This is a genomic window from Arthrobacter sp. 01T428, from assembly GCF_056398685.1.
Genome location: NZ_JBFTPW010000011.1, coordinates 72,733 through 95,925 on the forward strand (window position 1 = coordinate 72,733; position 23,193 = coordinate 95,925).

Below are 23,193 nucleotides of genomic sequence, written 5' to 3' on the forward strand. Positions count from 1 at the left end.
AGAAAGATTCAGGAAATGATCCACGTCAAGACCAAGTTCCAGAGGCCCGACGCCGACGTCGTCAGCCGCCTCGCGGCGTTCTCCTCCGCGACCATCCACGAAGCCCAGGGCCGCCGCGGCGCCCTGAGCTCCAAGATCAAGCCGATCGACCGCTCGATGTCCTTCTGCGGCCCGGCCGTGACCGTGGCCTGTGCCCCGCAGGACAACCTCATGCTGCAGGTTGCCATCCACTACGCCCAGGCCGGCGACGTGGTCCTGGTCGGTGCCCAGGAATTTTCCGACGCCGGAACGTTCGGCGACGTCTTGGGCAATGCCATGAAAGCCAAGGGCATTGCGGCGATGGTGACGGATTCCGGCGTGCGGGACACCCAGGACCTCATTGAATTGGGCCTGCCGGTATTCTCGGGCAGCGTCTGCATCAAAGGCACGGTCAAGGAAACCCTCGGACCCATCAACCACCCCCTGGTGTTCGGCGATGAGATCATCTACCCCGGAGACATCCTCCGCGGTGACGCTGACGGCGTCGTTGTCGTCCGCCGTGAGGAAGCGGAGGAGGTCATCGCGCTCTCCCAGGCCCGGGACGACGCCGAACGCGACCTCATCAAGGCCTACCACGCCGGAGGCACCACCATCGAGTTGTGCGGACTAACGGAAAAGCTGAAGGCCAAGGGACTGCTGGTCGAAGACTGATTGTCACGCTGGGGCCGGTCACCGAATGCGGTGGCCGGCCTTTTGCGCGCCCGTTTCCGGGCACGAAGAAGGCGCCTTGCCTGGGGCAAGGCGCCTTGGGTGGTTAGTCGAGTCAGTCCAGTCCGGGGTGTCCTGGCCGTGCGTCGACCAGGTACCACTCGATGCTGTGTCCGGCATGGGGCGGCATGAGGCTTCCTTCGAAGACGAAGAGGGGCTCGCCCACGCCGCCCAAAGGACGCCAGAAACCGTTCCTAGGGCAGTGGAATCCGGTCCGTGCGCTGATCGTTCCGAGGGTTGGATTCGAAACCCACCGGGTCTGGCTGATCTTTTTCACCGCTGTTTCCTTTGATTGGGTTCACGGAATCCGCGAGCCGCTTTCGAATTACTTGCTAATTCGATAATAGGAAATAAAAATGCCCGTGAATAAGACCAAAGATGTCTGTCCGGATAAGGCAATGTTATGGATGGATCAACCCTAGGATGGATCGGCCGCGTACTTGCTGATCAACTGTTGCTGCAGCATCTCCTTGACCAGGATGAGCACGGCAGAGGCGGCCTCTGACAGCGGTTCGTGGTCGGGGGTGCACAGGGCGATCTTGCTCTGCAGGGCCGGTTCGACGATCCGCAGGACCTTGAAGTTCTCATCAGGGAAGAGCGCATCGGCAGCCGATTTCGGCAGCACGGTGGCCCCGAGGTTTGCGCGGATGAGCCGGACAAGCGACGGAACCGACTCCACTTCTCCTACGAGCCGCAGGGGCAACCCGTGCTCGGCCAGTCCCTTTTCGATGATCTGGCGCAGGGTGTGGTTCTTTTCGGGGAGGAACAGTCCAAGGGTGCTGGCTTCTTCAAGAGTGACAGTAGTGCGGCCCTGGGCAACATCGACGTCTTCGTGGGTGACCAGGTGCAGGTCTTCCACGATCATGGTGGTGAACTGAACCCCGCGGATCTTCCCCGGCTCGTAGATCAGGGCCATGTCGAGGCGCCCGTTCTTAATTGCTTCGCTCAGCACGCCCCCGAAGATCTCGGTCAAATGCACCACGATGTCCGGGTATCGCCGGCCGACCTCCCGGATGATCTGCGGTGTGAGGCTGGAGGCCATGCTGTACGGTGCGATGGCGATGGACACCCTGCCCGATGGTGCGGCCCCGGATGTCGCTACGTCCTGCCGCGCTTGTTCAACAAGCCGCAGGATGGTCTGGGCATGGCGGTAGAGTGTGTGCCCCGCGGCGGTCGGCTCGACACCTTGCTTACTGCGGATCAGCAGGCGCTGCTTCAAATCGCTTTCCAGTGCCGACACCTGCTGGCTGAGGGCAGGCTGGGCGACGTGGAGCGCTGCAGCGGCCTTGGTGATGCTCCCCGAATCGACGATCTTTACAAAATATGAGAGCTTCCGCGTATCCATCGGTCTGCCTTCCTCCAAGTCCACTTGGGGCCTGGATGCCATAAGGAAATTCTATGTAGGGACACACAATCCGTCTTTGTGTGACCTGTCTCTCAGCGACTAATTTGAGATCCACATCCCCATGGTGGCGTTTCCCAACCATTTACTGACAGTTCGTTGACTCCCCATCATCCGAATTGTCCCGATACCCAAATATAGACGCATTCGGGACGCTGCCTCACAAATCGATCGTCATGCAAAGAGCACCCCATGAGACTTTCGGGCACATCGCCCTCCGGCAACAGCGGCAGGTCCACCGCGCGCGCCGCCGCCCGCCGTCGTCGACCTTCAGCACGGAGGACGACGACGGCGGCCCGGCAGCATGCCGTCTCCGCCACCAGCATGTGTGCCGTAGGTCATAACCGGGAGCTATCCCGTGATAGGGAATAGGTCTTTGTGCCCGAAGTTCGTGGGTGCGAGACTTCTATCACCAAAGAATTACCGACAGTTCCCCGGATTGAAGAATTTTAGCTAAACACTTTCAATCGAAAAGGCGACTGAGTTTACCGGATATTCCAGCCGTTCGAGCGGAATTGCCGGACCCCAATGCAGAACCACGGAAAGAGAACCACGTGAACCCGACAATTGATCTTGTAGCGGATCTTGGAGAGGGATTCGGTGCCTACACCATAGGCAGCGACACCGATCTTCTGGAGATCGTTTCAAGTGCCAATATCGCTTGCGGGTTCCACGCGGGCGATCCGGACATCATGGACGCCACGGTCGCCGAATGCGTTCGCCGCGGAGTGGGAATCGGAGCCCACCCGAGCTTCCCGGACCTGCGTGGTTTCGGCCGCCGGGACATGGGCCTGACTGCCAACGAAGTGCGTGCGGATGTGCTCTACCAACTGGGCGCCCTGAACGGCTTCGCTGCCTTCCACGGAACCAAGGTGACCCACATCGCGCCGCACGGCCGGCTGGGAAATCTCGTCGCCGTCCGGGCGGATTACGCGGAGGCCGTGGCTGAGGCCGCTGCCCGCGTGGACAACGAACTGATCGTGGTCGCGCAGGAGGGCGAGTTGGCCAAGGCGGCACGTTCCGCCGGCCTGGACGTGGCGATTGTGGGCATTGTCGATCGTGCCTACCAGGAAGACGGGACCCTGGTCCCGCGCAGCCAGCCGGGCGCCGTGCTGCACGATCCCTCGGCTATTGTCGAGCGAACCGTCCGCATGGTGTGCGAGGGCAAGATCCGATGCGCCAACGGCACTGACATCGACATCTCCGCGGACACCGTCCTGCTTCACGGGGACAACCCCGGCGCCGTCGAGCTCGCCCGGCTGATCCGTTCGGAGCTCGTTTCGGCCGGCGTCCGCATTGCCCCGTTGACCGAAGTCATGGATGCCAAGAGGAAGGCGGCCTGACATGTCCGTTCTCATGGCGGCTCCCACCGAGATCTACGAATCAGGAGACTCCGCATTGCGCGTCGTCGCCCTTGCCGAAGCAAGCGAGGACAACTGGCTCACGGTCCACCGTCTTGCCGACTGGCTGGAGAGCTGTGGCGCCGAGGGCCTTCACGGCGCGGTACCCACCTACGATTCCGTGCTGGTGGAATTCGACCCCGTCCTGGTGTCGGCCCGTCAGGTGCGCGCGTTCGTCAAGCTGGGACTCCTCGAAATGGGCCGGTCCGCCGGTGCCGCAAAGGCACCCCGTGAATTTGATGTTCCGGTGGTCTATGGCGGCGAATACGGTCCCGACCTGGAGAAAGTAGCCGAATACCAGGGCATCTCCACCGAGGAAGTCATCCGCGTCCACACCGAGAAGACTTACACCGTCCGCTGCCTGGGTGCTCCTGCCGGCTCGCCCATGATGGACGGTCCCGCCTTCCCCAAGCCTGTGCCCCGCCTCAAGGATCCGCGGCTCAGCGTCCCGGCCGGGGCAGTGGCCGTGGCCGGACGCCAAGCCGTCATCGCTCCCGCTTCCGCACCGGGTGGTTGGTGCGTCATCGGTCAGACCCCTTTGACTGTCCTGAACATTCGCCGTGAACCACTTGTCCCTTACAAGCCAGGAGACATTCTCCGTTTCCGTCGCATCGAGGCCGGAGAGTTCGGCTCTTACGTCGGCAAGGAACTGGAACCAAGGCCATGAGCGGGCACATCCTCATTCAGCAACCCGGCAACGCCGTGGTCACAGACCTTGGCCGGTTCCGTGGACCTCGCTTTGGATTGCCTGTCAACGGCGCCTTGGACCAGTATTCGGCCCGGGCCGCCAACATCCTGGCCGGCAATCTGGACAACGATCCCCTCGTGGAGATCACGGCCCTCGACTTCAGGATGAAGGCGCACTCCGACATCCTGATCGCAGTCACGGGGGCTCCGCTGACGCTCACCGTCGGCGGGCGTCCGTGCAGCCAATGGGAACCGGTTTCGGTCCGAGCGGGCGAGACGGTGGCCATCCGGGGAATCAACCGGGGCCTCCGTGCCTACCTGGCCGTCCACGGCTCCGTGGAGGCACCGACGCTGCTGGGTAGTTGTGCCCCGGACACCGTTGTGGGCTTCGGCCTGCAGCTCAAGGAAGGAACCACCCTCCTGACCCGCCGCAGCGTGGGCCCTGTTCGCCAACCGTACTTCGACCTTCCGCTCTTCCGGCTTGGACTTGAACGGCCGGACATGGGGCAGGAATTGATGGTCGATGTGACTGACGGTCCGGATGTCGCCGAGTTTGGCGATTCCGCCGAGCTGCTCTTCACCTCGGAATACGCCGTAAGTGGCCGGAGCAATCACATCGGCCTGAGGCTTGGCGGCGAACTTCCGGAAAGAACCTCAAACGGTGAAGTGCTTTCACGCGGGGTCCCAGTGGGCGCCGTCGAGGTTCCTTCCCGGGAAGAGTTGCTGGTACTGCACCGGGGACGCGGCGTCACCGCCGGATATCCAGTCCTCGCCGTGGTCACCAGTAATGGCCTGGACGTCCTTGCCCAAGCCCGCCCGGGCGACAAGGTCCGCTTCAGGAAAACAACAGTGGCGGAGGCAACTTCCGCCCACCGGCGCTCGCGGGCGCAGCTTGAAACCCTCCGCGAATCCGTCAACACAGTCTTCGGACTACTTGGCATTGGATGCCGACCCCAGTGGCAGGACCTCCCGGTTGCGGCATGCAGCTAAAAACCTGTCGTCAAAACCAATAGGCGTTGCTACGCTCAACATCAAGAAGGAAATGTCATGACCGCTAACACCAACGCTGCACAAGTGCAGCATGAACGGCTCACAGGCCGTCAAACGCGCAAGGTTGTCACCGCAGGCTGCGTTGGCATCTTCGTGGAACTTTATGACAACGGCATCTTCGCGTTTATGGCCGGAACACTTGCCTTGGTATTCCTCGCCCCCGGTAACCCGGACAACGCCTTGTTGTTCGTCTTCGCCGGCTACGCCGTCTCGTTCTTCGTCCGGCCCCTCGGCGCGGTTGTTTGCGGCTACCTGGGCGACCGGATCGGCAGACAAAAGCTACTGGTCTTCGTCATTCTGCTGATCAGCGTCGCCACAGCCGGTATCGGAATCCTGCCCACGTACGCGGCCATCGGCATTGCGGCTCCCATCCTGCTCGTCCTACTGCGGCTCCTGCAGGGCTTCTCGGTCGGCGGCGAAGCCGCCGGCGCCATGACCTTCCTCGCTGAACATGCCCCCGAGGGCAAGCGCGGCATCATCACTTCCTACGCGCAGATCGCTTCGTTCGCAGCCCTCCTCACCGGCACCCTTGTGGCGTTCTCCATGTCTCCGTGGCTCACCCAGGCCGCGATCGACGGCGGTGGCTTCGGCTCCTTCGCATGGCGCATTCCTTTCCTGGTCGCCGTTCCCATGGGCGTCATCGGCTGGTACATCCGCAAGGCCATCGCGGACACCCCCAACTTCACCAAGCTCAAGGAAGAAGGCGGCCTTTCCAAGAACCCGCTCAAGGAAGCCTTCCAGTCCGCTGAGCACCGCCGGGCCATGGTTCTTGCCCTCTTCATCCCGCTCATGAACGGCTCCGGCTACTACGTCCTGTTCTCCTACATGCCTACGTTCCTCAAAGGCAAGCAGCTCAACTTCACCATCGGCGAGGCACTGTTCATCACCGCCTGCAGCCTGGTTGTCATCTGCATCGCCATTCCTTTCATGGGTGCCCTCTCCGACCGCATCGGCCGCAAGAAAGTCATCGCCGGCTCCGCCATCGCCATGACCATCCTGGGCATTCCGTCCTACGCCCTCATCGCAACGGGAAACATGGGCCTGGCTATCCTTGGCGCCTCGATCATGGCCATCGTCTTCGCCGGCCACACGGCAGTCATCCACATCCTGATCGTTGAGCTGTTCCCCACCCGGGTTCGGTACTCCGCCTACGGCCTCGGCTACAACATCTCCTCCGCGCTCTTCGGCGGAACCGCTCCGTTGCTGATGACCTGGCTTATCAGCAGCACCGGCAACATCTACATGCCGGCCTTCTACGCAGTCGTCACGGCACTCGGCACGCTCGCAGCCGTGAGCACGGTCAAGGACCGGGCACACGAACCCCTGCGCGACGCTTAGGCGCCGCTGACCTCCGGGCACACTTCGTGCCTTCCATTTCCACTCTTTGGAGAACCGATGTCTTTTTCCGACTACACCACCGCCCTCGTCACCGGAGCGTCAACCGGTATGGGTGCCGCGATCACGGAGCGCCTGGCCAAAAGGGGCCTGACCGTTCACGCCGTGGCCCGCAACGAGGAACGCCTCAGCGAACTGGCCGATCGTACGGGTGCCATCCCGCACGTAGTTGACCTGACCGACACAGCTGCCCTGACCGCCGTCGTGAGCGAGCTGAAGGTCGACGTCCTGGTCAACTGCGCCGGAGTTTCCCGGCCCGGGAACCTCCTGGACTCGTCCGAGCAGGACATCGACGAGCTCATCGACGTCAACCTTCGCGGCCTGCTTCAGCTCACGCGGCTGGTCCTGCCGGGCATGGTGGAGCGCGACCTTGGCCACGTCATCAACATCAGCTCGATCGCAGGCGTCTACAACTTCTATGGCCACACGGTGTACCACGCCACGAAAGCCGCCGTGCACCAGATCTCCCGCCAGCTCAGGAACGATACGGTCGGCAAGCGCATCCGCGTGACCGAGATCTGCCCGGGGCGTGTGGAAACCGAGATCTTCGGCCGGAACATGGGCGGCACGCCTGAAGCCATGGAAGAAGCATGGAAGACGTACTACGAAGGCTACGAGTCGTTGACCACTGACGACATCGTCAACGCGCTCGATTACGCCATCGAAACCCCGCGCCACGTCAATGTGGGCATGCTGGAACTTATGCCGACGTTCCAGGTCCCCGGTGGTCTCACCTTCGACAGGCGCTGACCCCCCGCCTCCCTTGAGGCGTCGCGCCCGTCTGGGCGCCCCGAAGTTCCAGTGACATCACTCCCGTTGCTGGAAATACAAGCTGGCGGCCGCGAATTTCGCGGCCGCCAGCACCCGTTTCCGGGGAAAGGAGCTTTGGTGCGGGCCCGCCCGCTAGGGAGGGCCCGACGTCGGGCGCTCAGTCCTCGTTGAGGGCTTGCGTCAGATGGTGCGTGGGGATGCGGTCACGGTCATAGGTGATTTCCGTGTAGCCGTGCGGTTCCGGGCGGCCGTCGTGGCCGAGATTGACGAACACGATTTCCTCGATGGTCAGGATGCTGTCGCGGGTGATCATGTTGCGCACCTCCGCGCGCATGGTCAGTGACGTCCGGCCGAAACGGACCGCCGTCAGGCCCATCTCCACCAGATCGCCTTGGACGGCCGAGCTGACAAAGTTGATCTCGGAGATGTACTTGGTGACGGCGCGGCCGTTTCCAAGCTGGAGGATTGCGTAGATTGCCGCTTCCTCGTCGATCCATTTCAGCAGGCTTCCACCGAACAGCGTGCCGTTGGCGTTGAGGTCCTCCGGGCGTATCCACTTGCGCGTCCGGAACGTGATGTCAGCCTTTTCCATAATGCGAGATTAGCCGAGGCCGGGCGCCTGCGTCTCCTGCGGCGTGCCATGCTTGGCGCGACTCCGTAACATGGATACGGTGCACCCGGTTCAGGGCACAACACGACACGCCGATTCGCGCACCATGCGGTACACCGGGAACGCGCTGGAGGAACACCATGAAGATCGACAAAACCCGCCGTAGCGCCTGGCTGAGCGCCCGGCCTTCCGCCTTGGATCACTGACCATGCCACCGTTGGACGCTGTATTGGGCGCCTGGTCCATGAACTGGCCTGCCCTGGTCATTCTTATTGCCGCAGTCGCCCTGTATTCAAAGGGCCTGATTGCTGCCAAGCGCCGTGATATCCGCTGGCCCCTGTGGAACTCCTTTGCCTTCTTCGCCCTCGGCCTGGGCAGCTTCGCGGCACTGAGCTTTGGATTCCCGGGAACCTACAGCCACGACCTGAGGTGGGCATTCACCCTCAAAGTGACGTCCTATCTGTTTGTGGTCCCGCTGTTGGTTGGCCTGGGCAAGCCGCTAACCCTTGCCAGGCAGACCCTTGGCCCCGCGGGTGCGGCGAGGGTGGAAGCTGTGCTTGGGCACCGGCTCGTTCGCATGCTCAGCAACACGCTCGTGGCGGCGCTTCTGGGGCTCGCAATGTTCACAGTGTTCCTGACCCCGTTTTTCTACGTGCTGCGGACCAACCCCGCCGCCGACGTCATCCTGACGTTGCTCGTGCCCGTCATGGGCCTCCTCATGACCGTACCGATCATGGAAGACGGCGCAGGACGCACCTCATCGCTCATTGTGGTCGAGTTCATCTTTGTATTCATTGAGCTACTTGCCGACGCAGTGCCTGGGGTCCTGATGCGGCTCAGCCCGGAAATTCTCGACGGCGCCACGTCAGTTTTGGGCAATCAGCCAGGCTGGTTCCCCTCACCCTTGCGCGACCAGCAACTCGCGGGAGACCTGATGTGGTTCCTCGCAGAGATTGTGGATCTTCCCCTCATCATCCTGATGTTTGTCCGCTTCTCCCGGAGCGACAAACACGAGGCCAAGAGCTTCGACGACCTGAGCGACGAAGAAATCGAAGCTCTGAATCGGGCGCATCTGGGCCAAGGCGGACGCAGCCTGGATTGATCCGGTCCCGTCCTTAGGCCATCCCCCTGTGCCTCACGCCATTGCGGTGTGCGATGCGCTGTGCGAATCGATCGGCTTGGCGTAGCACTGCGAGTGGGTGACACCGATGTAGGGGCCGAAATTTGGCACCGCAGCGAACCCGGCGCTTTCGTAGAAGCTGCGGCCGTCCGATTGGGCCGAGCCCGCTTCCGCGGTGATCATGCTGAAACCGTGGGCATGTGCCTGCGCCTCCAACGCGGCAAGGATTGAACTGGCCACTCCTGAACCCCTGGCGTACGGGACGACGTATAGCCGCTTGATTTCGGCCGTCTCGGCATCCAGGATCCTTAGCCCTCCGCAACCCAGGGGCTGGCCGGAACACTTTTCGTAGGCTACAACGAAGACGGCGGTATCTGCTTCCGACGGCGCGGGTCCGGGCTCGTGGTCCGAGTTGCCGAAACGTGCGTCCAGTTCCGCTTGCTGCGCTGCGCGGAGGTCCGCACCCACCGGGTTTGCCCAGGTGACCTGTCTGATGTTGAGCCGCGGATTTGTCTGCATCGGAACCTCTTTCGCCGAAGGGGGTTATGCCTATCAAGCCTAAGAAGCGGGGGTTACCGCGGTGTTTCCTCCGCGTAAGCGTCCGGAGAAATACCGGTGAGGCGGAACTGACCCCAACCAGCCCCTATTCGACGGCGTCGCCGGTGGGATCCTCGACCGTCCGGTCGGCCACGGCAAGTCCGCCTACGGGGCTTTGGTCCCAGTGCAGCAGCCGCCACCCGGTCTCCGGATCGCCTTCGAGCACCACGATTCCGGTGTTCTGCAGTTGGTGGGTGGCGGCGAACTCACGGCCAACATCCACGGCACGGCGGCCTGCCCAACAGCGGATCGCGGCACCATGGCTGACCACGACGGCGGTTTCGTCGCCCGACGCTGCCACTTTGGCAATGGCAGCGTCGTAGCGGGCGAAGAACTCGTGTCCATCACCAGCTCCCGGCATGCGGACGTCGAGTTCCCCGTCGGTCCAGTCGAAAACGGTGCTCATGTACCGGTGGTGCGACTCGTGGTCGGTGAGTTTCTCCAGGGCCCCGGCCTCAATCTCCTGCAGGCCGTCCAATACAGTGGCCTCGAGCCCGAGGGCTTTTGCAAGCGGGGCGGCGGTCAGCTGGGTGCGGACCAGCGTGGATGCATAGATGGCCGTGATGTCTTCGTTGGCGAGGGACTCCGGGAGCGCAGCGGCCTGGCGTTCGCCAAGTTCAGTCAGTCCCGGACCGGGAAACGCCGTGTCCAACTGCCCCAAGACGTTTCCAGGGGTTTGCCCGTGGCGGATAAGCAAGAGCCTCATGCTGACACAATTCCTTACGTCGATTCGGAAACGCAGGGCCCATGTGGCCGCTACTTCAGGTGGTCCACCAACTGGTCCGCGATGCCCGTGTACTTGCCTGGAGTAAGCGCCAGGAGGCGTGCCTCGGCTTCGGGAGACAATCCCAGGCTCGAGACGAACTCCTGCATGCGGACGGCATCGACGCGCTGGCCGCGGGTGAGATCCTTGAGCCGCTCGTACGGGTTTTCCATTCCAGCGACCCCGGCGATGGCCTCGGCGCGCATGACCATCTGGATCGCTTCGCCCAGGACTTCCCAGTTGGTGTCGAGGTCGGCCGCCAGTACGTCCTCGGCAACGTCCAGGGCCTTCAGCCCCTTGGCGACATTCGAGATCGCAAGGAGCGAGTGTCCGAATGCGACGCCGATGTTGCGTTGCGAAGAAGAGTCGGTCAGGTCTCGCTGCCAGCGGGAGGTAACCAGCGTGGCGCCCAGGGTGTCCAACAGGCCGTTGGAAATCTCCAGGTTGGCCTCGGCATTTTCGAAGCGGATCGGGTTGACCTTGTGCGGCATGGTGGAGGAGCCGGTGGCGCCTGCTACCGGGATCTGGCGGAAGTAGCCAATCGAGATGTAGCTCCAGATATCCGTGCAGACGTTGTGCAGGATGCGGTTGAAGCGGGCGACGTCCGCGTAGAGCTCGGCCTGCCAGTCGTGGCTCTCGATCTGGGTGGTCAGCGGGTTCCACGTCAGCCCCAGTCCCTCAACGAAGGACTGCGCTACGGCCTGCCAATCGGCGCCGGGAACGGAAGCGACATGCGCAGCATACGTGCCGGTAGCGCCGTTGATCTTGCCCAGGTACTGGGTCTTGGAAACGCGGTCCAGCTGGCGGCTCAGGCGATGCGTGATGACGGCCAGTTCCTTGCCAAGGGTAGTGGGAGTGGCCGGCTGGCCATGCGTGCGGGAAAGCATCGGGACGGCGCGGTTCTCCTCGGCCATTGCCTCGATCTGCTTCACCAAGGCGCGGGCTGCAGGGAGCCAGACATCTTCCACGGCGCCCTTGACGCCCAGGGCGTAGGAAAGGTTGTTGATGTCTTCCGACGTGCAGCCGAAGTGCACCATCGCGGTCAGCTTCTCGATACCGATCGCCGGGAGGCGGCGGCCGATGTAGTACTCGACTGCCTTGACGTCGTGGACCGTGACGGCTTCGATTTCAGCGAGTTCCGTGACCGAAGCGGCGTCGAACTCGGTGACGATGGCGCGCAGCTTCTCCTGCTGCTCGGCGGTGAGGGGTCCGGCGCCGGGAAGTACGTTGTTGCTGGTCAGGTGGATGAGCCACTCGACCTCGACGGCAACGCGGTCGCGGTTCAGCGCGGCCTCGGACAAGTAGTCGACCAGGGGAGCGACGGCGGACTGGTACCGGCCGTCCAGCGGGCCCAGGGCGATCGGCTCCGGCGACGCGGCGAGGGCCAGGCGTCCAGAGGGCGTACGGGTAACAGCGGCGGCGACGGTTTCAGGCATGGGGCAATTCTTTCATGAACTCGGCTCGCGCCCTTAAGCCGGACTTCTCTATGTGAATAGCGTCGCAGCTTCCCCTCCCCGACCACGTTTCCTACAGGTTATCCACATAGCCCATCACGGCGGTTCCGAGCCGTCGGGGCACAACGTAGCGTCGGTGCCACAACATCAATGGACACGGAGGAGGGCAACGTCTTGAGCGGCATTCTTATGGCGGCCGGAGGAACGGATCTGGATTCGCAGCAGTGTATTTCACGAGGCGCGGAGATCCAGAGGCTCGGATGGCGGATGAGGATCTGCGCCGACCAAGCCGATGCCGTTCTTGCAAGGCTTGCTCAGTTGCAACTCGAGCAATGGGAGTCGCCGGCCGGCCGTGCCTACCGGACCACGCTGGCTTTGCAGGCCGCCTCCCTTCGAAGGGGGCGTGATGCCTTGCATGAGGCAGCTGAAGCGACCCTTCGCCATGCCCAAAATGTGGCTACGAAACTCCAGCCTGGCTTCTGATGGCCGAGGTCGCTCCTATCGGCGCGGGCGGAACACCCCACCCCCGAGCACCCGAGCCGGATGGCACATTGCGGATACGCGGCGGAGTCGGGGGAATCCATTTCCAATTCGAAGAGCTGCTTGCTGGCGCCGCCGCGCTGGACGCACTGGTGCTCCAACTGCAGGCCATTGAAGTGGAGGCTGAAGCGGTGAGGGTGGCTCTCTTCCCGCACCAGGCCTCGTCCTACGCGAGCGGCAGCAACGCAATCATCGCCGTTGGTGAGAGCGGCCGGGACATTGGACGCGTCCGCGAACAGCTTCAGCGGATCGGCAACGGGGTCAGGGCGAGCCATCGTGAATACGAGTTTGCGGAATCACATGCGGCGATCAGGTTGCGGATGGGATTGGGAATGCCAGGTCCTGCGACTGGTCCTGCTCCCCTCGACGTTGGCTTGAGGGGCGCCACCGAAGGAGCCGTGCGGGACCTGACCCGGATATTGGAGCTGCTGGTGGGGATACCGCCGGCCGCGGCCAACCTTGCAGGGGCAATCGTCGGGCCCACTGATGTCGGTGCAGTCCTGAGAGCGATCGTCGCGATTCCCGCATTGGCTTTCCTCAAGCCACGTCCCATTACGGTCAGCCGGGGAGAGGCAACCACCAAGAGCGTGGACCTGTCGGCAGCAGGAATGCTCAGGGAACTGGATCACGTCGGCGCCACGTCGGAGGGCGAAATTGAAGTGATGCAGGTAGATAAGGGCGGCGAACGGGCGTGGGTGGTGCTGATTCCGGGCACCCAGCCAGGCAACCCGCCGGGAGGGGGAAATCCATTGGACGAGGCCGGGATTGCCGAAGCGCTGGGTTACAACTCGATGGAAACCAGCAAGGCCATCCGTCAGGCGTTGCTCGAGGCTGGCGCCGCGGCCGGCGAAACGGTGGTGGCAGTCGGCCACAGCCAAGGCGGAATCCACGCCATGAACCTGAGCAAGGACAAAGCGTTCCTCGCCGAGTATGACCTCAAGTTTGTGGTGACAGCTGGATCGCCCGTCGGCGGGATTACCCCGCAGGCCCGCATCGGGAGCCTGCACTTGGAGCACGAACAGGATTGGGTACCCGGCGCGGAAGGCAAAGCGAATCCGGACACCAAGGACAGAGTCACGGTCACCATGACCAGTCCGGTGATCCTGGAACCCGGTGAGGACCCAGGCATTGGGCCGGCACACAAGCTCTCACGCTATGAGGAAGGGGCGAAGCTGGTGCAGCTCAGTTCCGATCCTTCACTGGCCGCTTCCACTGCCGCTCTGGGCGGGATACTGGGCGCCGGAGGAGTGGCCAAGGTGAGCCGGTTCAAGCTGAACCGCGAAGCGCCCCCGGCCCCTCGGGGAGGGCGGTGAGGAAAGCCGAGGAACATGCTGGCGAAGGCCACTTACGGCCTCTCACGGCCTGTTACCGCCTACCGCCTGGAATCCAGCTGGCCACCATGGAGATCAGGCTGATGATGATCGCCGCGAGAACTGCGGTCCAGAGGAAACGGTCGATGGTGAGGTGTACCGGCGTGTAGCTACTGAGCCAGGCTGTCAGGGACAGCATGGCCGCGTTGATGACAATCGTGAACAAGCCGAGGGTGAGGATCGTGATCGGAAGGGAGAGCAGCTTGACCAGAGGCCGCACGAAGGCGTTGACGATGCCAAAAATGAGCCCTATGAAGAGATAGGCAAGAACCACGCCCAAAGTGTCGCCCCCTTGAGTGACCCCCGCGTTGCTTACCGCATTGGTAGTTGCCGACGTGGAAATATCCATCCCGGGCAGAATCCAACTGGCAACCCAGAGGGCCAGTCCGTTGATCAGGACACGCACAATGAATGAACCCATACGCCCATGCTTTCACACGCGCCGGTTTCACACGCGATCGTTTTCACATGCGCCGGTTTTCATGTGCACAGGCCAAGGGGCTTCGAGCATGGCCCGAAGCCCTGCAAGTAGGCTGGTGCCATGAATTCTTCTGACAACGCACCGGAGGGCGTGCGTCCCCGCCCGGTGGTGGACAGGCTCCCCAAATATGCCGCAGGCAAGCCGCCCGCCGCGATTGAGGGCCTGACCAGTTACAAACTGTCGTCCAATGAAAACCCGCTACCCCCGATCCCCGCCGTACTCGAGGCGATCGCTGATCAGTCGGACATCAACCGGTATCCGGACCCGCTGTCCACCAAGCTGCGCACGGCGCTCGCTGACTTCCTGGGAATTCCCGCTGACGACGTCGTCACCGGGGCCGGAAGCCTCGGGGCCCTCAACCAAATCTTGTCCACCTTTGCCGGACAGAACCACGACGGCAAGTCTGATGAGGTCATCTACGCCTGGCGTTCCTTCGAGGCCTACCCCATTTCCGTAGGACTGGCCGGTGCCGAGAGCGTCCAGATCCCGTTGCTTTCCGATGGGCGTCACGATCTCGAGGCCATGGCGGCCGCCGTGACCCTCCGCACCAAGGTGATCTTGCTTTGCACGCCGAACAATCCCACGGGTCCCATCCTCACGGCCGAGGAAACTGAACGGTTCATCCAGTCGGTTCCGGCGGGCGTCGTCGTGGTCATCGATGAGGCCTACCAGGAGTTCGTCAGGGACGAGAACGCCGTGGACGGCATCAAGTTGTACCGCAAGTACCCTAACGTCGTGGTCCTCCGTACCTTTTCCAAGGCTCACGGCCTTGCCGGGCTGCGCGTTGGATACAGCGTCTCCGGTCCGGATCTCACCCAGCACCTGCGCGTCGCTGCCACCCCATTTGCTGTCTCGCAGATTGCGGAACGCGCCGCCATTACTTCGTTGGAGAATTTCGACCAAGTTGTTGAAAGGGTACAAAGCCTGGTGGACGAGCGGGACCGGGTTACCGCGGGACTTCGCGAGCTCGGATGGTTCGTGCCCGAGGCCCAAGGCAACTTCGTATGGCTGAATCTTGGCGAGAATAGCGCCGAATTTGCCGGACTGGCAGGCGAGCGGGCGTTGTCCGTGCGGGCCTTCGGCAACGAAGGTGTCCGGGTCAGCATTGGAGAGGTCGAGGCCAATACTCGATTCCTGGAACTCTGTGCGTCCTATACAAAAGCGCCGCTGCCTTCCTAGCGGTTAACAAATGCCCCTGCGTCCCTTACTGCGGATAAAGTAAGGGACGAAAGCCAAGATATGCCGATTCCGGAATGCATTCCGGAATCGGCATATATCAGCGAATATTGCTCAGCATCGGCTGTGGCAGGCAAGGAGACGGAATGGGCGCAACTCAATTGCCCACCCCCGGGATCAACGGAACGGGACTGGATCAGCAGTCTCCTGCGGGAGGCGCTTCAAGCGATCCCGCTGCCGAGATGATCCAGCTGCTGGGGCCGGACGGCAAGCTAGGGACAGATCCAGTCTTCTCGGACTACGCCAAGCGCCTTGATCCTGAGCAACTCCGGGGCTTCTATGCCGACATGGCCAAGGTCCGCCGCTTCGACCAGGAGGCCACTGCACTCCAGCGCCAAGGCGAGCTGGCACTTTGGGTTCCCCTCACCGGCCAGGAGGCCGCCCAGATCGGTTCCGGGCGGGCTACCCAACGGCAGGACTACATTTTTCCCACGTACCGGGAACACGGCGTCGCATTGACCCGCGATGTGGACCTGGCGGAACTCCTCAAGTTGTTCCGCGGAATTTCGAATGGTGGCTGGGATCCCACCGAGAACAACTTCCATCTCTATACCCTCGTCCTTGCGGCCCAGACGCTGCACTCCGTCGGTTACGCCATGGGAATCCAGCGCGACCAGAAGCTTGCGGAAGCCAATGGTTCCAACGACCCGAAGGCTGCTGTGGTGGCCTACTTCGGCGACGGTGCCAGCTCCGAAGGCGACGTCCACGAATCCATGGTCTTCGCGGCTTCCTACAATGCTCCCGTGGTGTTCTTCTGCCAGAACAACCACTGGGCCATCTCCGTCCCTACCGAGGTCCAGACCAAGGTTCCGCTGTTCAACCGGGCCAAGGGATACGGCTTCCCGGGCATCCGCGTTGACGGCAACGATGTCATCGCAGTCCATGCGGTCACCGAGTGGGCGCTTGGGCACGCACGGGAAGGCCGCGGCCCGGTGCTCATTGAGGCATACACGTATCGCGTTGGTGCCCACACGACGGCGGACGACCCCACCAAGTACCGCGAATCCGCCGAGGAGATTTCATGGCGGGGCAAGGATCCCTTGGATCGTCTTGAGAAGTACCTCCGCAACGAGGGCCTCGCCGACGAAGCTTTCTTTGAGCAAGTCAGGGTCGACGGCGACAAGCTCGCCGCTCACGTCCGCAGCACCACGCAAGGCCTGCAGGGTCCCAACTTCCGCGAGTCATTCGCGGGTGTCTATGCCGAGCCGCACCCCTTGGTGGCCGAGGAACTTGCTTGGTTCGAGGAATACTCCGCCGGATTCGAAGGCAACGAGGAAGAGGGGGCAGGCAACTGATGACCACTATGACCATTGCCAAGGCCATCAACGAAGGCCTGCGTGCCTCGCTCACCAATAACCCGAAGTCCTTGCTCATGGGCGAAGACATCGGCCCGCTGGGCGGCGTCTATCGCGTGACCGACGGACTCATCAGGGAGTTCGGCGCAGACCGGGTGGTGGATACCCCACTGGCTGAGTCCGGCATCGTCGGCACGGCTATTGGCCTCGCCTTGCGCGGCTACCGTCCCATCTGCGAAATCCAGTTCGACGGTTTTGTGTTCCCCGGGTTCAACCAGATCACCACCCAATTGGCCAAGATGCACTCCCGCAGCGGCGGCAAGTTGACTGTCCCCGTAGTCATCCGCATTCCTTACGGTGGCGGCATCGGCTCGATCGAACATCACTCGGAATCACCGGAAGCACTGTTCGCCCACACCGCCGGCTTGCGCATCATCACCCCGTCCAACGCCCACGACGCCTACTGGATGATCCAGCAGGCCGTTGACTGCACGGACCCGGTCATCTTCTTCGAGCCCAAGCGCCGCTACTGGCTCAAGGGCGAGGTGGATACCGAGAACGCCGGATTGGCTTCGGACCCCTTCCAAGCGCACGTCCTGCGCGAAGGTTCCGACGCCACCATCGTGGCGTACGGGCCGCTGGTACCGGTCGCGCTGGCCGCAGCAGCGGCCGCGGAAGAGGACGGGCACAGCATCGAAGTGATCGACCTGCGCTCGATTTCCCCCATCGACTTCGACACCGTCACGGCTTCCGTCAAGAAGACCGGCCGCTTGATCGTTGCCCACGAGGCACCGACGTTCGGAGGGATCGGCGGCGAGATCGCTGCGCGGATCAGTGAGCGTGCTTTCCTGCACCTGGAGGCTCCGGTCATCCGCGTGGGCGGTTTCCACATGCCATATCCCGTGGCGAAGGTGGAAGAGGACTACTTGCCGGACATCGACAAGATCCTCGAAGCCCTGGACCGTTCCCTGGCCTACTAGCCGCCCCTGATTGCACCCGCCGCCACGCGGACGGGCCAGCCGAGATCGAGGACCTAAGTGACTGTTAAGAAATTCAACCTGCCGGATGTCGGCGAAGGCCTGACCGAGGCGGAAATCGTCTCCTGGAAGGTCAAGCCCGGCGATACCGTGGCCATCAACGACGTCATCTGCGAGATCGAGACCGCCAAGTCCCTCGTGGAATTGCCGTCCCCGTATGCCGGCACCGTGGCGGAATTGCTCGTTGCCGAAGGCATCACGGTTGAAGTAGGGACCGCGATTATCGGAATTTCGGACAATGCGCCGGGTGACACCGCGCCCGCGTCAGCGCCCGGTGCGCCGCTCGCCGAGCAGCCTGCGGCTCCGACCGCCGCCGCGACGCCCGCCGCCGCGCCTGCAGCGGAACAGGTCTTCGAAGCCTCGATGTACGGCAAGTTGCCCGACGACGCCGGAACGTCCGACGGCGGTCCGGCCGGCGGCCCGCTGGTTGGCTCCGGTCCCAAGGCCGACGCGGTCAAGCGCCGCCCGCGCAAGCGCCCGGAAGGTGCTGCTTCGGTACCCGCCGCGGCGCCGAGCGCGGCACCCGCCGCCGTCGAGACCGCCGTCGAGCGAGTGGCAGAGCCCAGCGCTCCGGCCCTGCCGCCCGTTGCCGCACAACAGCCCGCAACCGCAAGCCAGACATCCGCAAGCCAGACATCCGCAAGCCAGACATCCGCAAACCAGGCGCCGGGTCTCACCGGCATCGGTGCAACGGTCAGTGGCCTCGTCAACCGGGTGCTGGCCAAGCCGCCCGTGCGCAAGATCGCCCGTGAACTTGGGATTGACCTGGCCGACGTCGTTCCCACCGGAGCCCGCGGCGAAGTGACCCGTGAGGATCTGGTCAGCTACCAGTCGCAGCGCGATGCCGAGGTGGACCAAGCAGACAAGTTCTGGGGTGCGTCCAAGAAGCCGCAGGATCAGCGAGTGGAACGGATCCCGGTCAAGGGCGTCCGCAAGGCCACTGCCAAGGCCATGGTGGAGTCGGCGTTCACGGCGCCGCACGTGAGTATCTTCGTTGACGTGGATGCCAGCCGCACCATGGAATTCGTCAAGCGGCTCAAGGCCTCCAGGGACTTTGAGGGAATCAAAGTATCGCCGCTGCTGATCCTCTCGAAGGCTGTGATTTGGGCCGCGGCGCGCAATCCGAGCGTTAACGCGACCTGGGTGGAGAACGCCGATGGCAACGGAAACGCGGAGATCCACGTCAAGCACTACATGAACCTGGGTATTGCCGCGGCGACGCCCCGAGGGCTTATGGTTCCGAACATCAAGGATGCCCAGGATCTTTCCCTCAAGGAACTGGCCCTCGCCCTCAATGAGCTTGCCAGCACGGCACGCGCCGGCAAGACCCAGCCGTCGCAGATGCAGGGCGGCTCGCTGACCATCACGAACATCGGCGCCCTGGGCATCGACACCGGAACGCCTATTATCAACCCCGGTGAGGTGGCAATCGTCGCGTTCGGCACCATCAAGCAAAAGCCGTGGGTGCTCGACGGCGAGGTCATCCCCCGCTGGATCACAACGCTTGGCGGTTCGTTCGACCACCGCGTGGTGGACGGCGACCTCTCTGCCCGTTTCATGGCCGACGTAGCATCCATCCTCGAAGAACCTGCCCTGCTGCTTGACTGAGCATCGCGGCATCAAGGACGGGCGGCGCGGGCAGCGCGGCGTTAGGGGAGAGCGGCACCGCGTTGCCAGGGTCCTGACGGAAGTCTTCCAGCCGCCCGCCGTCGTATCCGTCCTGCTGCTCCTGAGCCCTGCGGTGGAACCAGGCTTCCCGGGCACGATATGGTTCGGTGTCCTGGCGGCGCTCTTTGTCTGCGTGCTGCCGCTGGCCTACGTCCTGCTCATGGTGTGGCTCGGCAAACTCAGCGACCACCACGTCAGTGATCGCAAGGAGCGGGCGCCGTTGCTGATGCTTGCGCTCGTGTCCGTGGTCGTGGGGCTGGTGGTCCTCAATCTCATCCACGCCCCGACGAGCGTCTCAGCGATGATCCTTGCACTGATTGGCGGCATCACGGTGTTGGCCGCGGTCAGCCTCGCGTGGAAAATCAGCGGCCATGCCTCGGCAATTTCCGCGGGCTAGTAGGACGTGTAGCTGAGCGCGAGGTCGCGCAATTGCTGATCGCTCATGCTGCCGATCATTCCGAATGACAGCACCATCGCCAGGGCTCCGACGGCGAGCATCGCGGAAGCAACCACAAGCAACAATTTCCAGTCGGAACGAAGGATGCTGCGGAAGGTCTCCGGCATCTGGAGCAACGGGGAGATCATGTTCGGGGCACTGTCCACCGAGCCGTCGTCGAGAAGTGCCACGATGCGGTCATTCGCCCGGTCGAAGCGCATGGAACTGATGTGGTTGCCATGGCGGGCGAGCAGAATGTCGTGTCCGACGCGTTGGCGCGGCTGCAGAGTAAGCAAAAGGGATCCCCTACGGGTTGATGTGATGGGCGGCTCGCGCCCTTGGGGGCCACTTCAATTTTATCGGCGGCATCCTAGCCGCTCGGCCAAAATCGGGGTGAGACCGCCCACCACAACGCGTGATCCCCGTCAAAGTCCAGGGGTCGGCGTGTTCCCTACGGTTCGTCCGTCTTGGCAATGTAGACGTCGCACGGCGCGTTGTGCGCCACCGTGTTCGCAACGCTGCCGAGAACCCTTGCCAGTCCCTGCATACGGCGGTTACCGACCACGATCACTTGGGCACCCACTCGTTCGGCTTCCTTGACCAAGGCCTCTCCGGCTTTGCCGAAGACGGCCCCGTAGCTGGTGGTCAATTGCTCGGAGGCGAGTTCTGCGGCGACTTTGCTGGCGACCTTCTCCGCGGCGTCGGCGTCGGAGAGAATCCACTTGTCCCCTCCGCTTTCGACGACCTCCACGTGGGCGCCTTCAAAAGCGGTGATGACGCGGAGTTCCGCGCCCAGTGCGGTCGCCAAATTCTTTGCCGAATCGGCGGCCCTTCTCGCTGTTACGCTGCCGTCGACTCCGACGAGGACTATTCCGCTCATATATCTGCTCCTTTGCTGATGACATCAATGGCTTCTTGCAAAACCGGCGCCAATCGGCGGACACCTTCGGCGATGGACTCCGGTGGCACTGCGCTGAAAGCCAACCTCAGTTTGTTGGATGGTTCGTCCGAGTGCGTGAACGCCGCGCCGGGGATGAACACGACCCCCGCGGCGATTGCCCTCTTGAGCAACGGATACGTGTCGACGCCGTCGGGCAAAGTGACCCAGACGAAGAAGCCGCCCTCGGGCCTGGTCCAGCTGAGCCCGGAAGGCATGTGCTCTTCCAGCGCCACCAGCAGGGCATTGCAGCGTTCCTCGTACAGGGCCCGGTAGGTGTCAATCTGCCCGCGCCAGTCGTAGTCCCGAAGATATGCGGAGATGATCATCTGGTTCAGGGTGGGAGGGCATAGGGTCACGGCTTCCGAAGCCAGGTAGAAGCGCCGCTGCAAGTGCTCGGGTACAAGGGCCCACCCGATGCGCAGTCCCGGGGCAAAGATCTTGGAGAACGAGCCCATGTAGATGACGTCGTGCTCATTCGCGGCACGCATTGGTTCCAACGGCTTGCCGTCGAAGCGCAAAAGACCGTAAGGGTTGTCTTCGAGCACCAGAATATTCGCATTGCGGCATATATCGACAATGCGCTGACGCCTCGCCGGAGCAAGCGTGATGCCGGAGGGGTTGTTGAAGTTGGGGATCGTGTAGAGGAACTTGATGGTCTTGCCCTCGGCCTGAAGCTCAGCGATCTTGGCTTCGAGGAGCTCCGGAACCAAGCCGTCGTCGTCCATGTCCACGGCCTCAACCTGGACCTGGTAGGCCTCGAAGGTGTTCAGGGCACCCACGTAGGTGGGGTTTTCCACGAGGACGACGTCGCCAGGATTGCAGAAGACTTTCGTGGCGACATCCTGGGCCGACTGGGAACCGGCGGTGATCACCACGTTCTCCGGGCGGGCGTCCATGATGCCCTCCGCGGCCATGATCTCGCAGATCTGGGTACGCAGTTCCTCGGTGCCCTGACCGCCGCCGTACTGCAGTGCCGTCATGCCTTCTTCCGCGATGATGCGGGCCGCGGTCTGGCCGAGCTTCTCGAGGGGCAGGGACTGCAGATAGGGGTTTCCGCCAGCGAGGGACACGAGTCCCGGCCGCATTGAAATGTCGAAGACGTCACGCACAGCGGACTGCTTGATGTTGGCGGCGCGCTCCGAGAAAAGTTCCTCGTGGCGGTGTGCGGCAGTTGCTGCTCGCTCTATTGCGTCGATTGCTTCCGCGGGCAATTCAGGCCCGGCGTCCAATGTTTCGTGGGTCACATGGAAAGGATACTCCCCGGAGTTGCCAATTGGGCAACGGATGTTTCATCCCATTTTTTGGATTCGCGGTGCGAAGCGCTTTACGTCCGGACAGAGGAAGGCTGGAATAGAGCAATGACGACGCACCCCGAACTCGAATCCAAGGCCCTCCGCTTCCACGAGCTCCATGCCGTGCCGCATGCGCCGTTGGTGCTGGTGAATGCGTGGGATGCCGCATCTGCGCGGATGGTCGAGGAAGCGGGCGCGACGGCGGTGGCGACTTCCAGCTCGGCTGTCTCCTGGAGCCTGGGGTACCGGGACGGTGACCACCTTCCGCGGCACCTCGCAATGGAGGCGCTCGCCCGGATAGCGAAGGCCACCCGCTTGCCCGTGACCGCGGATATCGAGACCGGGTACGGACGCGCAGATGAAGAACTCCAGGCCACGGTTCGAGCGGTGCTGGACGCGGGCGCCGTCGGGATCAACATCGAGGACTCGGCGGACCAGCCCTTGAGCGAGATCACTGAACAGTCCAGGCGCATCGCGCTGATCAGGCAGACCGCCGAGGACGCGGGCGTCCGGCTGTTCATCAATGCGCGAACGGACACTTATTGGTCTGGAAAGTTCCCGGACACTGCATATGAGGAAACGCTGCGCCGGGCGGATGCCTATCAGCGGGCAGGGGCGGACGGAATATTCGTGCCCGGCTTGGCGGACCTCCATGTCCTGCACGAACTTTCCCGGCGGATCGGCGTACCGCTCAATGCGTTGGCCGGCTTGGGTTCGCCGTCGCCCGGAGAACTGCACGACGTCGGCGTGCGGCGGATCAGCATCGGCGGCAGTACTGCCAGGGCGGCCTACGCGAAGGTCTCCAGGCTGGCCATGGAAGTTCTTGGCGACGGGAACTGGTCGGGCCTCGCCGGAAGCCGGAGCTACGCAGACATGGATGCGCTCTTCGAGTGACTGGCCAC

25 protein-coding genes are annotated in these 23,193 nt (G+C 63.0%); 15 read left to right on the forward strand and 10 right to left on the reverse strand.

The window, feature by feature from the left end; translation table 11 throughout:
- The first annotated feature begins 15 nt into the window (after positions 1-15).
- Positions 16-690: a 4-carboxy-4-hydroxy-2-oxoadipate aldolase/oxaloacetate decarboxylase gene (locus tag AC1DJB_RS13870; RefSeq protein WP_306964606.1), complete on the forward strand. Its 675-nt coding sequence runs from the start codon at positions 16-18 to the stop codon at positions 688-690.
- Between the two features lie 112 nt (positions 691-802).
- Here the strand turns inward: AC1DJB_RS13870 and AC1DJB_RS13875 are convergent, their stop codons facing one another.
- Both AC1DJB_RS13875 and AC1DJB_RS13880 read right to left on the reverse strand, forming a co-directional pair.
- Positions 803-1,024, reverse strand: coding sequence for a hypothetical protein (locus AC1DJB_RS13875; protein WP_059388747.1), 222 nt, complete (start codon positions 1,022-1,024; stop codon positions 803-805).
- 141 nt (positions 1,025-1,165) lie between these two features.
- The gene (locus tag AC1DJB_RS13880; RefSeq protein ID WP_059388746.1) at positions 1,166-2,092 is read right to left on the reverse strand and encodes a LysR substrate-binding domain-containing protein; all 927 of its coding nucleotides are present in this window, start codon (positions 2,090-2,092) and stop codon (positions 1,166-1,168) included.
- A 611-nt stretch (positions 2,093-2,703) separates the two neighbouring features.
- Here AC1DJB_RS13880 and AC1DJB_RS13885 point away from each other — a divergent pair.
- From AC1DJB_RS13885 to AC1DJB_RS13905, 5 genes are read left to right on the forward strand one after another with little or no spacing between them, the layout of a single operon-like run.
- Entirely contained in the window at positions 2,704-3,492 is a 789-nt protein-coding gene (locus AC1DJB_RS13885) for a LamB/YcsF family protein (protein WP_059388744.1), read from the forward strand.
- 1 nt (position 3,493) lies between these two features.
- Entirely contained in the window at positions 3,494-4,216 is a 723-nt protein-coding gene (locus AC1DJB_RS13890; protein WP_307053205.1) for a 5-oxoprolinase subunit B family protein, read from the forward strand.
- Positions 4,213-5,226 carry a 5-oxoprolinase subunit C family protein gene (locus AC1DJB_RS13895; protein ID WP_441437706.1) on the forward strand — a complete coding sequence of 338 codons (1,014 nt, stop codon included), beginning with the start codon at positions 4,213-4,215 and terminating at the stop codon, positions 5,224-5,226. The genes AC1DJB_RS13890 and AC1DJB_RS13895 overlap by 4 nt, the downstream gene beginning before the upstream one ends.
- A 57-nt stretch (positions 5,227-5,283) precedes the next feature.
- Entirely contained in the window at positions 5,284-6,624 is a 1,341-nt protein-coding gene (locus AC1DJB_RS13900; protein ID WP_441437707.1) for an MFS transporter, read from the forward strand.
- Between the two features lie 57 nt (positions 6,625-6,681).
- Positions 6,682-7,431: an SDR family oxidoreductase gene (locus AC1DJB_RS13905; RefSeq protein WP_059388741.1), complete on the forward strand. Its 750-nt coding sequence runs from the start codon at positions 6,682-6,684 to the stop codon at positions 7,429-7,431.
- Between the two features lie 178 nt (positions 7,432-7,609).
- Here AC1DJB_RS13905 and AC1DJB_RS13910 read toward each other — a convergent pair whose 3' ends face one another.
- Positions 7,610-8,044 carry an acyl-CoA thioesterase gene (locus AC1DJB_RS13910; protein ID WP_441437708.1) on the reverse strand — a complete coding sequence of 145 codons (435 nt, stop codon included), beginning with the start codon at positions 8,042-8,044 and terminating at the stop codon, positions 7,610-7,612.
- Positions 8,045-8,270: 226 nt separating this feature from the next.
- Here AC1DJB_RS13910 and AC1DJB_RS13915 point away from each other — a divergent pair, with 226 nt between their 5' ends.
- Complete coding sequence (locus AC1DJB_RS13915; protein ID WP_332602846.1) at positions 8,271-9,164, forward strand: cytochrome c oxidase assembly protein; 894 nt, start codon at positions 8,271-8,273, stop codon at positions 9,162-9,164.
- A gap of 33 nt (positions 9,165-9,197) precedes the next feature.
- Here the strand turns inward: AC1DJB_RS13915 and AC1DJB_RS13920 are convergent, their stop codons facing one another.
- From AC1DJB_RS13920 to purB, 3 genes are all read right to left on the reverse strand, one after another.
- The gene (locus tag AC1DJB_RS13920) at positions 9,198-9,701 is read right to left on the reverse strand and encodes a GNAT family N-acetyltransferase (RefSeq protein ID WP_059388739.1); all 504 of its coding nucleotides are present in this window, start codon (positions 9,699-9,701) and stop codon (positions 9,198-9,200) included.
- 124 nt (positions 9,702-9,825) lie between these two features.
- Positions 9,826-10,485: a histidine phosphatase family protein gene (locus AC1DJB_RS13925; RefSeq protein ID WP_059388738.1), complete on the reverse strand. Its 660-nt coding sequence runs from the start codon at positions 10,483-10,485 to the stop codon at positions 9,826-9,828.
- 50 nt (positions 10,486-10,535) lie between these two features.
- A complete protein-coding gene (gene purB / locus AC1DJB_RS13930; RefSeq protein WP_284988944.1) occupies positions 10,536-11,978 on the reverse strand; it encodes an adenylosuccinate lyase in 1,443 nt (480 codons plus the stop codon).
- A gap of 192 nt (positions 11,979-12,170) precedes the next feature.
- Between purB and AC1DJB_RS13935 the strand changes: the two genes are divergently transcribed.
- Entirely contained in the window at positions 12,171-12,479 is a 309-nt protein-coding gene (locus AC1DJB_RS13935; protein ID WP_306964618.1) for a hypothetical protein, read from the forward strand.
- Entirely contained in the window at positions 12,479-13,849 is a 1,371-nt protein-coding gene (locus AC1DJB_RS13940; RefSeq protein ID WP_441437709.1) for a hypothetical protein, read from the forward strand. Before AC1DJB_RS13935 ends, AC1DJB_RS13940 begins: the two co-directional genes overlap by 1 nt.
- 52 nt (positions 13,850-13,901) lie before the next feature.
- On the opposite strand, the gene AC1DJB_RS13945 is transcribed toward AC1DJB_RS13940, so the two are convergent.
- Complete coding sequence (locus tag AC1DJB_RS13945) at positions 13,902-14,327, reverse strand: phage holin family protein (RefSeq protein WP_441437710.1); 426 nt, start codon at positions 14,325-14,327, stop codon at positions 13,902-13,904.
- A 120-nt stretch (positions 14,328-14,447) separates the two neighbouring features.
- Here AC1DJB_RS13945 and AC1DJB_RS13950 point away from each other — a divergent pair, with 120 nt between their 5' ends.
- The 5 genes from AC1DJB_RS13950 to AC1DJB_RS13970 all read left to right on the forward strand — a co-directional run bounded on the left by AC1DJB_RS13950 (position 14,448) and on the right by AC1DJB_RS13970 (position 20,020).
- Positions 14,448-15,566, forward strand: coding sequence for a histidinol-phosphate transaminase (locus AC1DJB_RS13950; protein ID WP_441437711.1), 1,119 nt, complete (start codon positions 14,448-14,450; stop codon positions 15,564-15,566).
- Between the two features lie 143 nt (positions 15,567-15,709).
- The gene (pdhA, locus tag AC1DJB_RS13955) at positions 15,710-16,918 is read left to right on the forward strand and encodes a pyruvate dehydrogenase (acetyl-transferring) E1 component subunit alpha (RefSeq protein ID WP_476910540.1); all 1,209 of its coding nucleotides are present in this window, start codon (positions 15,710-15,712) and stop codon (positions 16,916-16,918) included.
- Entirely contained in the window at positions 16,918-17,898 is a 981-nt protein-coding gene (locus tag AC1DJB_RS13960; protein ID WP_284988948.1) for an alpha-ketoacid dehydrogenase subunit beta, read from the forward strand. Before pdhA ends, AC1DJB_RS13960 begins: the two co-directional genes overlap by 1 nt.
- A gap of 57 nt (positions 17,899-17,955) precedes the next feature.
- The gene (locus AC1DJB_RS13965) at positions 17,956-19,563 is read left to right on the forward strand and encodes a dihydrolipoamide acetyltransferase family protein (RefSeq protein ID WP_476910541.1); all 1,608 of its coding nucleotides are present in this window, start codon (positions 17,956-17,958) and stop codon (positions 19,561-19,563) included.
- The gene (locus AC1DJB_RS13970) at positions 19,556-20,020 is read left to right on the forward strand and encodes a phosphatase PAP2 family protein (RefSeq protein WP_441437713.1); all 465 of its coding nucleotides are present in this window, start codon (positions 19,556-19,558) and stop codon (positions 20,018-20,020) included. The genes AC1DJB_RS13965 and AC1DJB_RS13970 overlap by 8 nt, the downstream gene beginning before the upstream one ends.
- Here the strand turns inward: AC1DJB_RS13970 and AC1DJB_RS13975 are convergent.
- From AC1DJB_RS13975 to AC1DJB_RS13985, 3 genes are all read right to left on the reverse strand, one after another.
- The gene (locus AC1DJB_RS13975) at positions 20,017-20,355 is read right to left on the reverse strand and encodes a hypothetical protein (protein ID WP_113990649.1); all 339 of its coding nucleotides are present in this window, start codon (positions 20,353-20,355) and stop codon (positions 20,017-20,019) included. The genes AC1DJB_RS13970 and AC1DJB_RS13975 overlap by 4 nt on opposite strands.
- Before the next feature lie 155 nt (positions 20,356-20,510).
- Positions 20,511-20,939 carry a universal stress protein gene (locus tag AC1DJB_RS13980; RefSeq protein ID WP_059388730.1) on the reverse strand — a complete coding sequence of 143 codons (429 nt, stop codon included), beginning with the start codon at positions 20,937-20,939 and terminating at the stop codon, positions 20,511-20,513.
- Positions 20,936-22,243, reverse strand: coding sequence for an aminotransferase-like domain-containing protein (locus AC1DJB_RS13985; protein WP_441437714.1), 1,308 nt, complete (start codon positions 22,241-22,243; stop codon positions 20,936-20,938). Before AC1DJB_RS13985 ends, AC1DJB_RS13980 begins: the two co-directional genes overlap by 4 nt.
- A gap of 114 nt (positions 22,244-22,357) precedes the next feature.
- On the opposite strand from AC1DJB_RS13985, the gene AC1DJB_RS13990 reads away from it, so the two are divergent.
- Positions 22,358-23,185, forward strand: coding sequence for an isocitrate lyase/PEP mutase family protein (locus AC1DJB_RS13990; RefSeq protein WP_284988951.1), 828 nt, complete (start codon positions 22,358-22,360; stop codon positions 23,183-23,185).
- Positions 23,186-23,193: the final 8 nt, after the last annotated feature.

Bases quoted from the DNA above. Each gene is read 5' to 3' on its own strand.
- AC1DJB_RS13870 (WP_306964606.1), top strand. From the start codon at position 16: ATGATCCACGTCAAGACCAAGTTCCAGAGGCCCGACGCCGACGTCGTC.
- AC1DJB_RS13880 (WP_059388746.1), bottom strand. From the start codon at position 2,092: ATGGATACGCGGAAGCTCTCATATTTTGTAAAGATCGTCGATTCGGGG.
- AC1DJB_RS13890 (WP_307053205.1), top strand. From the start codon at position 3,494: ATGTCCGTTCTCATGGCGGCTCCCACCGAGATCTACGAATCAGGAGAC.
- AC1DJB_RS13895 (WP_441437706.1), top strand. From the start codon at position 4,213: ATGAGCGGGCACATCCTCATTCAGCAACCCGGCAACGCCGTGGTCACA.
- AC1DJB_RS13900 (WP_441437707.1), top strand. From the start codon at position 5,284: ATGACCGCTAACACCAACGCTGCACAAGTGCAGCATGAACGGCTCACA.
- AC1DJB_RS13905 (WP_059388741.1), top strand. From the start codon at position 6,682: ATGTCTTTTTCCGACTACACCACCGCCCTCGTCACCGGAGCGTCAACC.
- AC1DJB_RS13910 (WP_441437708.1), bottom strand. From the start codon at position 8,044: ATGGAAAAGGCTGACATCACGTTCCGGACGCGCAAGTGGATACGCCCG.
- AC1DJB_RS13915 (WP_332602846.1), top strand. From the start codon at position 8,271: ATGCCACCGTTGGACGCTGTATTGGGCGCCTGGTCCATGAACTGGCCT.
- AC1DJB_RS13920 (WP_059388739.1), bottom strand. From the start codon at position 9,701: ATGCAGACAAATCCGCGGCTCAACATCAGACAGGTCACCTGGGCAAAC.
- AC1DJB_RS13925 (WP_059388738.1), bottom strand. From the start codon at position 10,485: ATGAGGCTCTTGCTTATCCGCCACGGGCAAACCCCTGGAAACGTCTTG.
- purB (WP_284988944.1), bottom strand. From the start codon at position 11,978: ATGCCTGAAACCGTCGCCGCCGCTGTTACCCGTACGCCCTCTGGACGC.
- AC1DJB_RS13940 (WP_441437709.1), top strand. From the start codon at position 12,479: ATGGCCGAGGTCGCTCCTATCGGCGCGGGCGGAACACCCCACCCCCGA.
- AC1DJB_RS13945 (WP_441437710.1), bottom strand. From the start codon at position 14,327: ATGGGTTCATTCATTGTGCGTGTCCTGATCAACGGACTGGCCCTCTGG.
- AC1DJB_RS13950 (WP_441437711.1), top strand. From the start codon at position 14,448: ATGAATTCTTCTGACAACGCACCGGAGGGCGTGCGTCCCCGCCCGGTG.
- pdhA (WP_476910540.1), top strand. From the start codon at position 15,710: ATGGGCGCAACTCAATTGCCCACCCCCGGGATCAACGGAACGGGACTG.
- AC1DJB_RS13960 (WP_284988948.1), top strand. From the start codon at position 16,918: ATGACCACTATGACCATTGCCAAGGCCATCAACGAAGGCCTGCGTGCC.
- AC1DJB_RS13980 (WP_059388730.1), bottom strand. From the start codon at position 20,939: ATGAGCGGAATAGTCCTCGTCGGAGTCGACGGCAGCGTAACAGCGAGA.
- AC1DJB_RS13990 (WP_284988951.1), top strand. From the start codon at position 22,358: ATGACGACGCACCCCGAACTCGAATCCAAGGCCCTCCGCTTCCACGAG.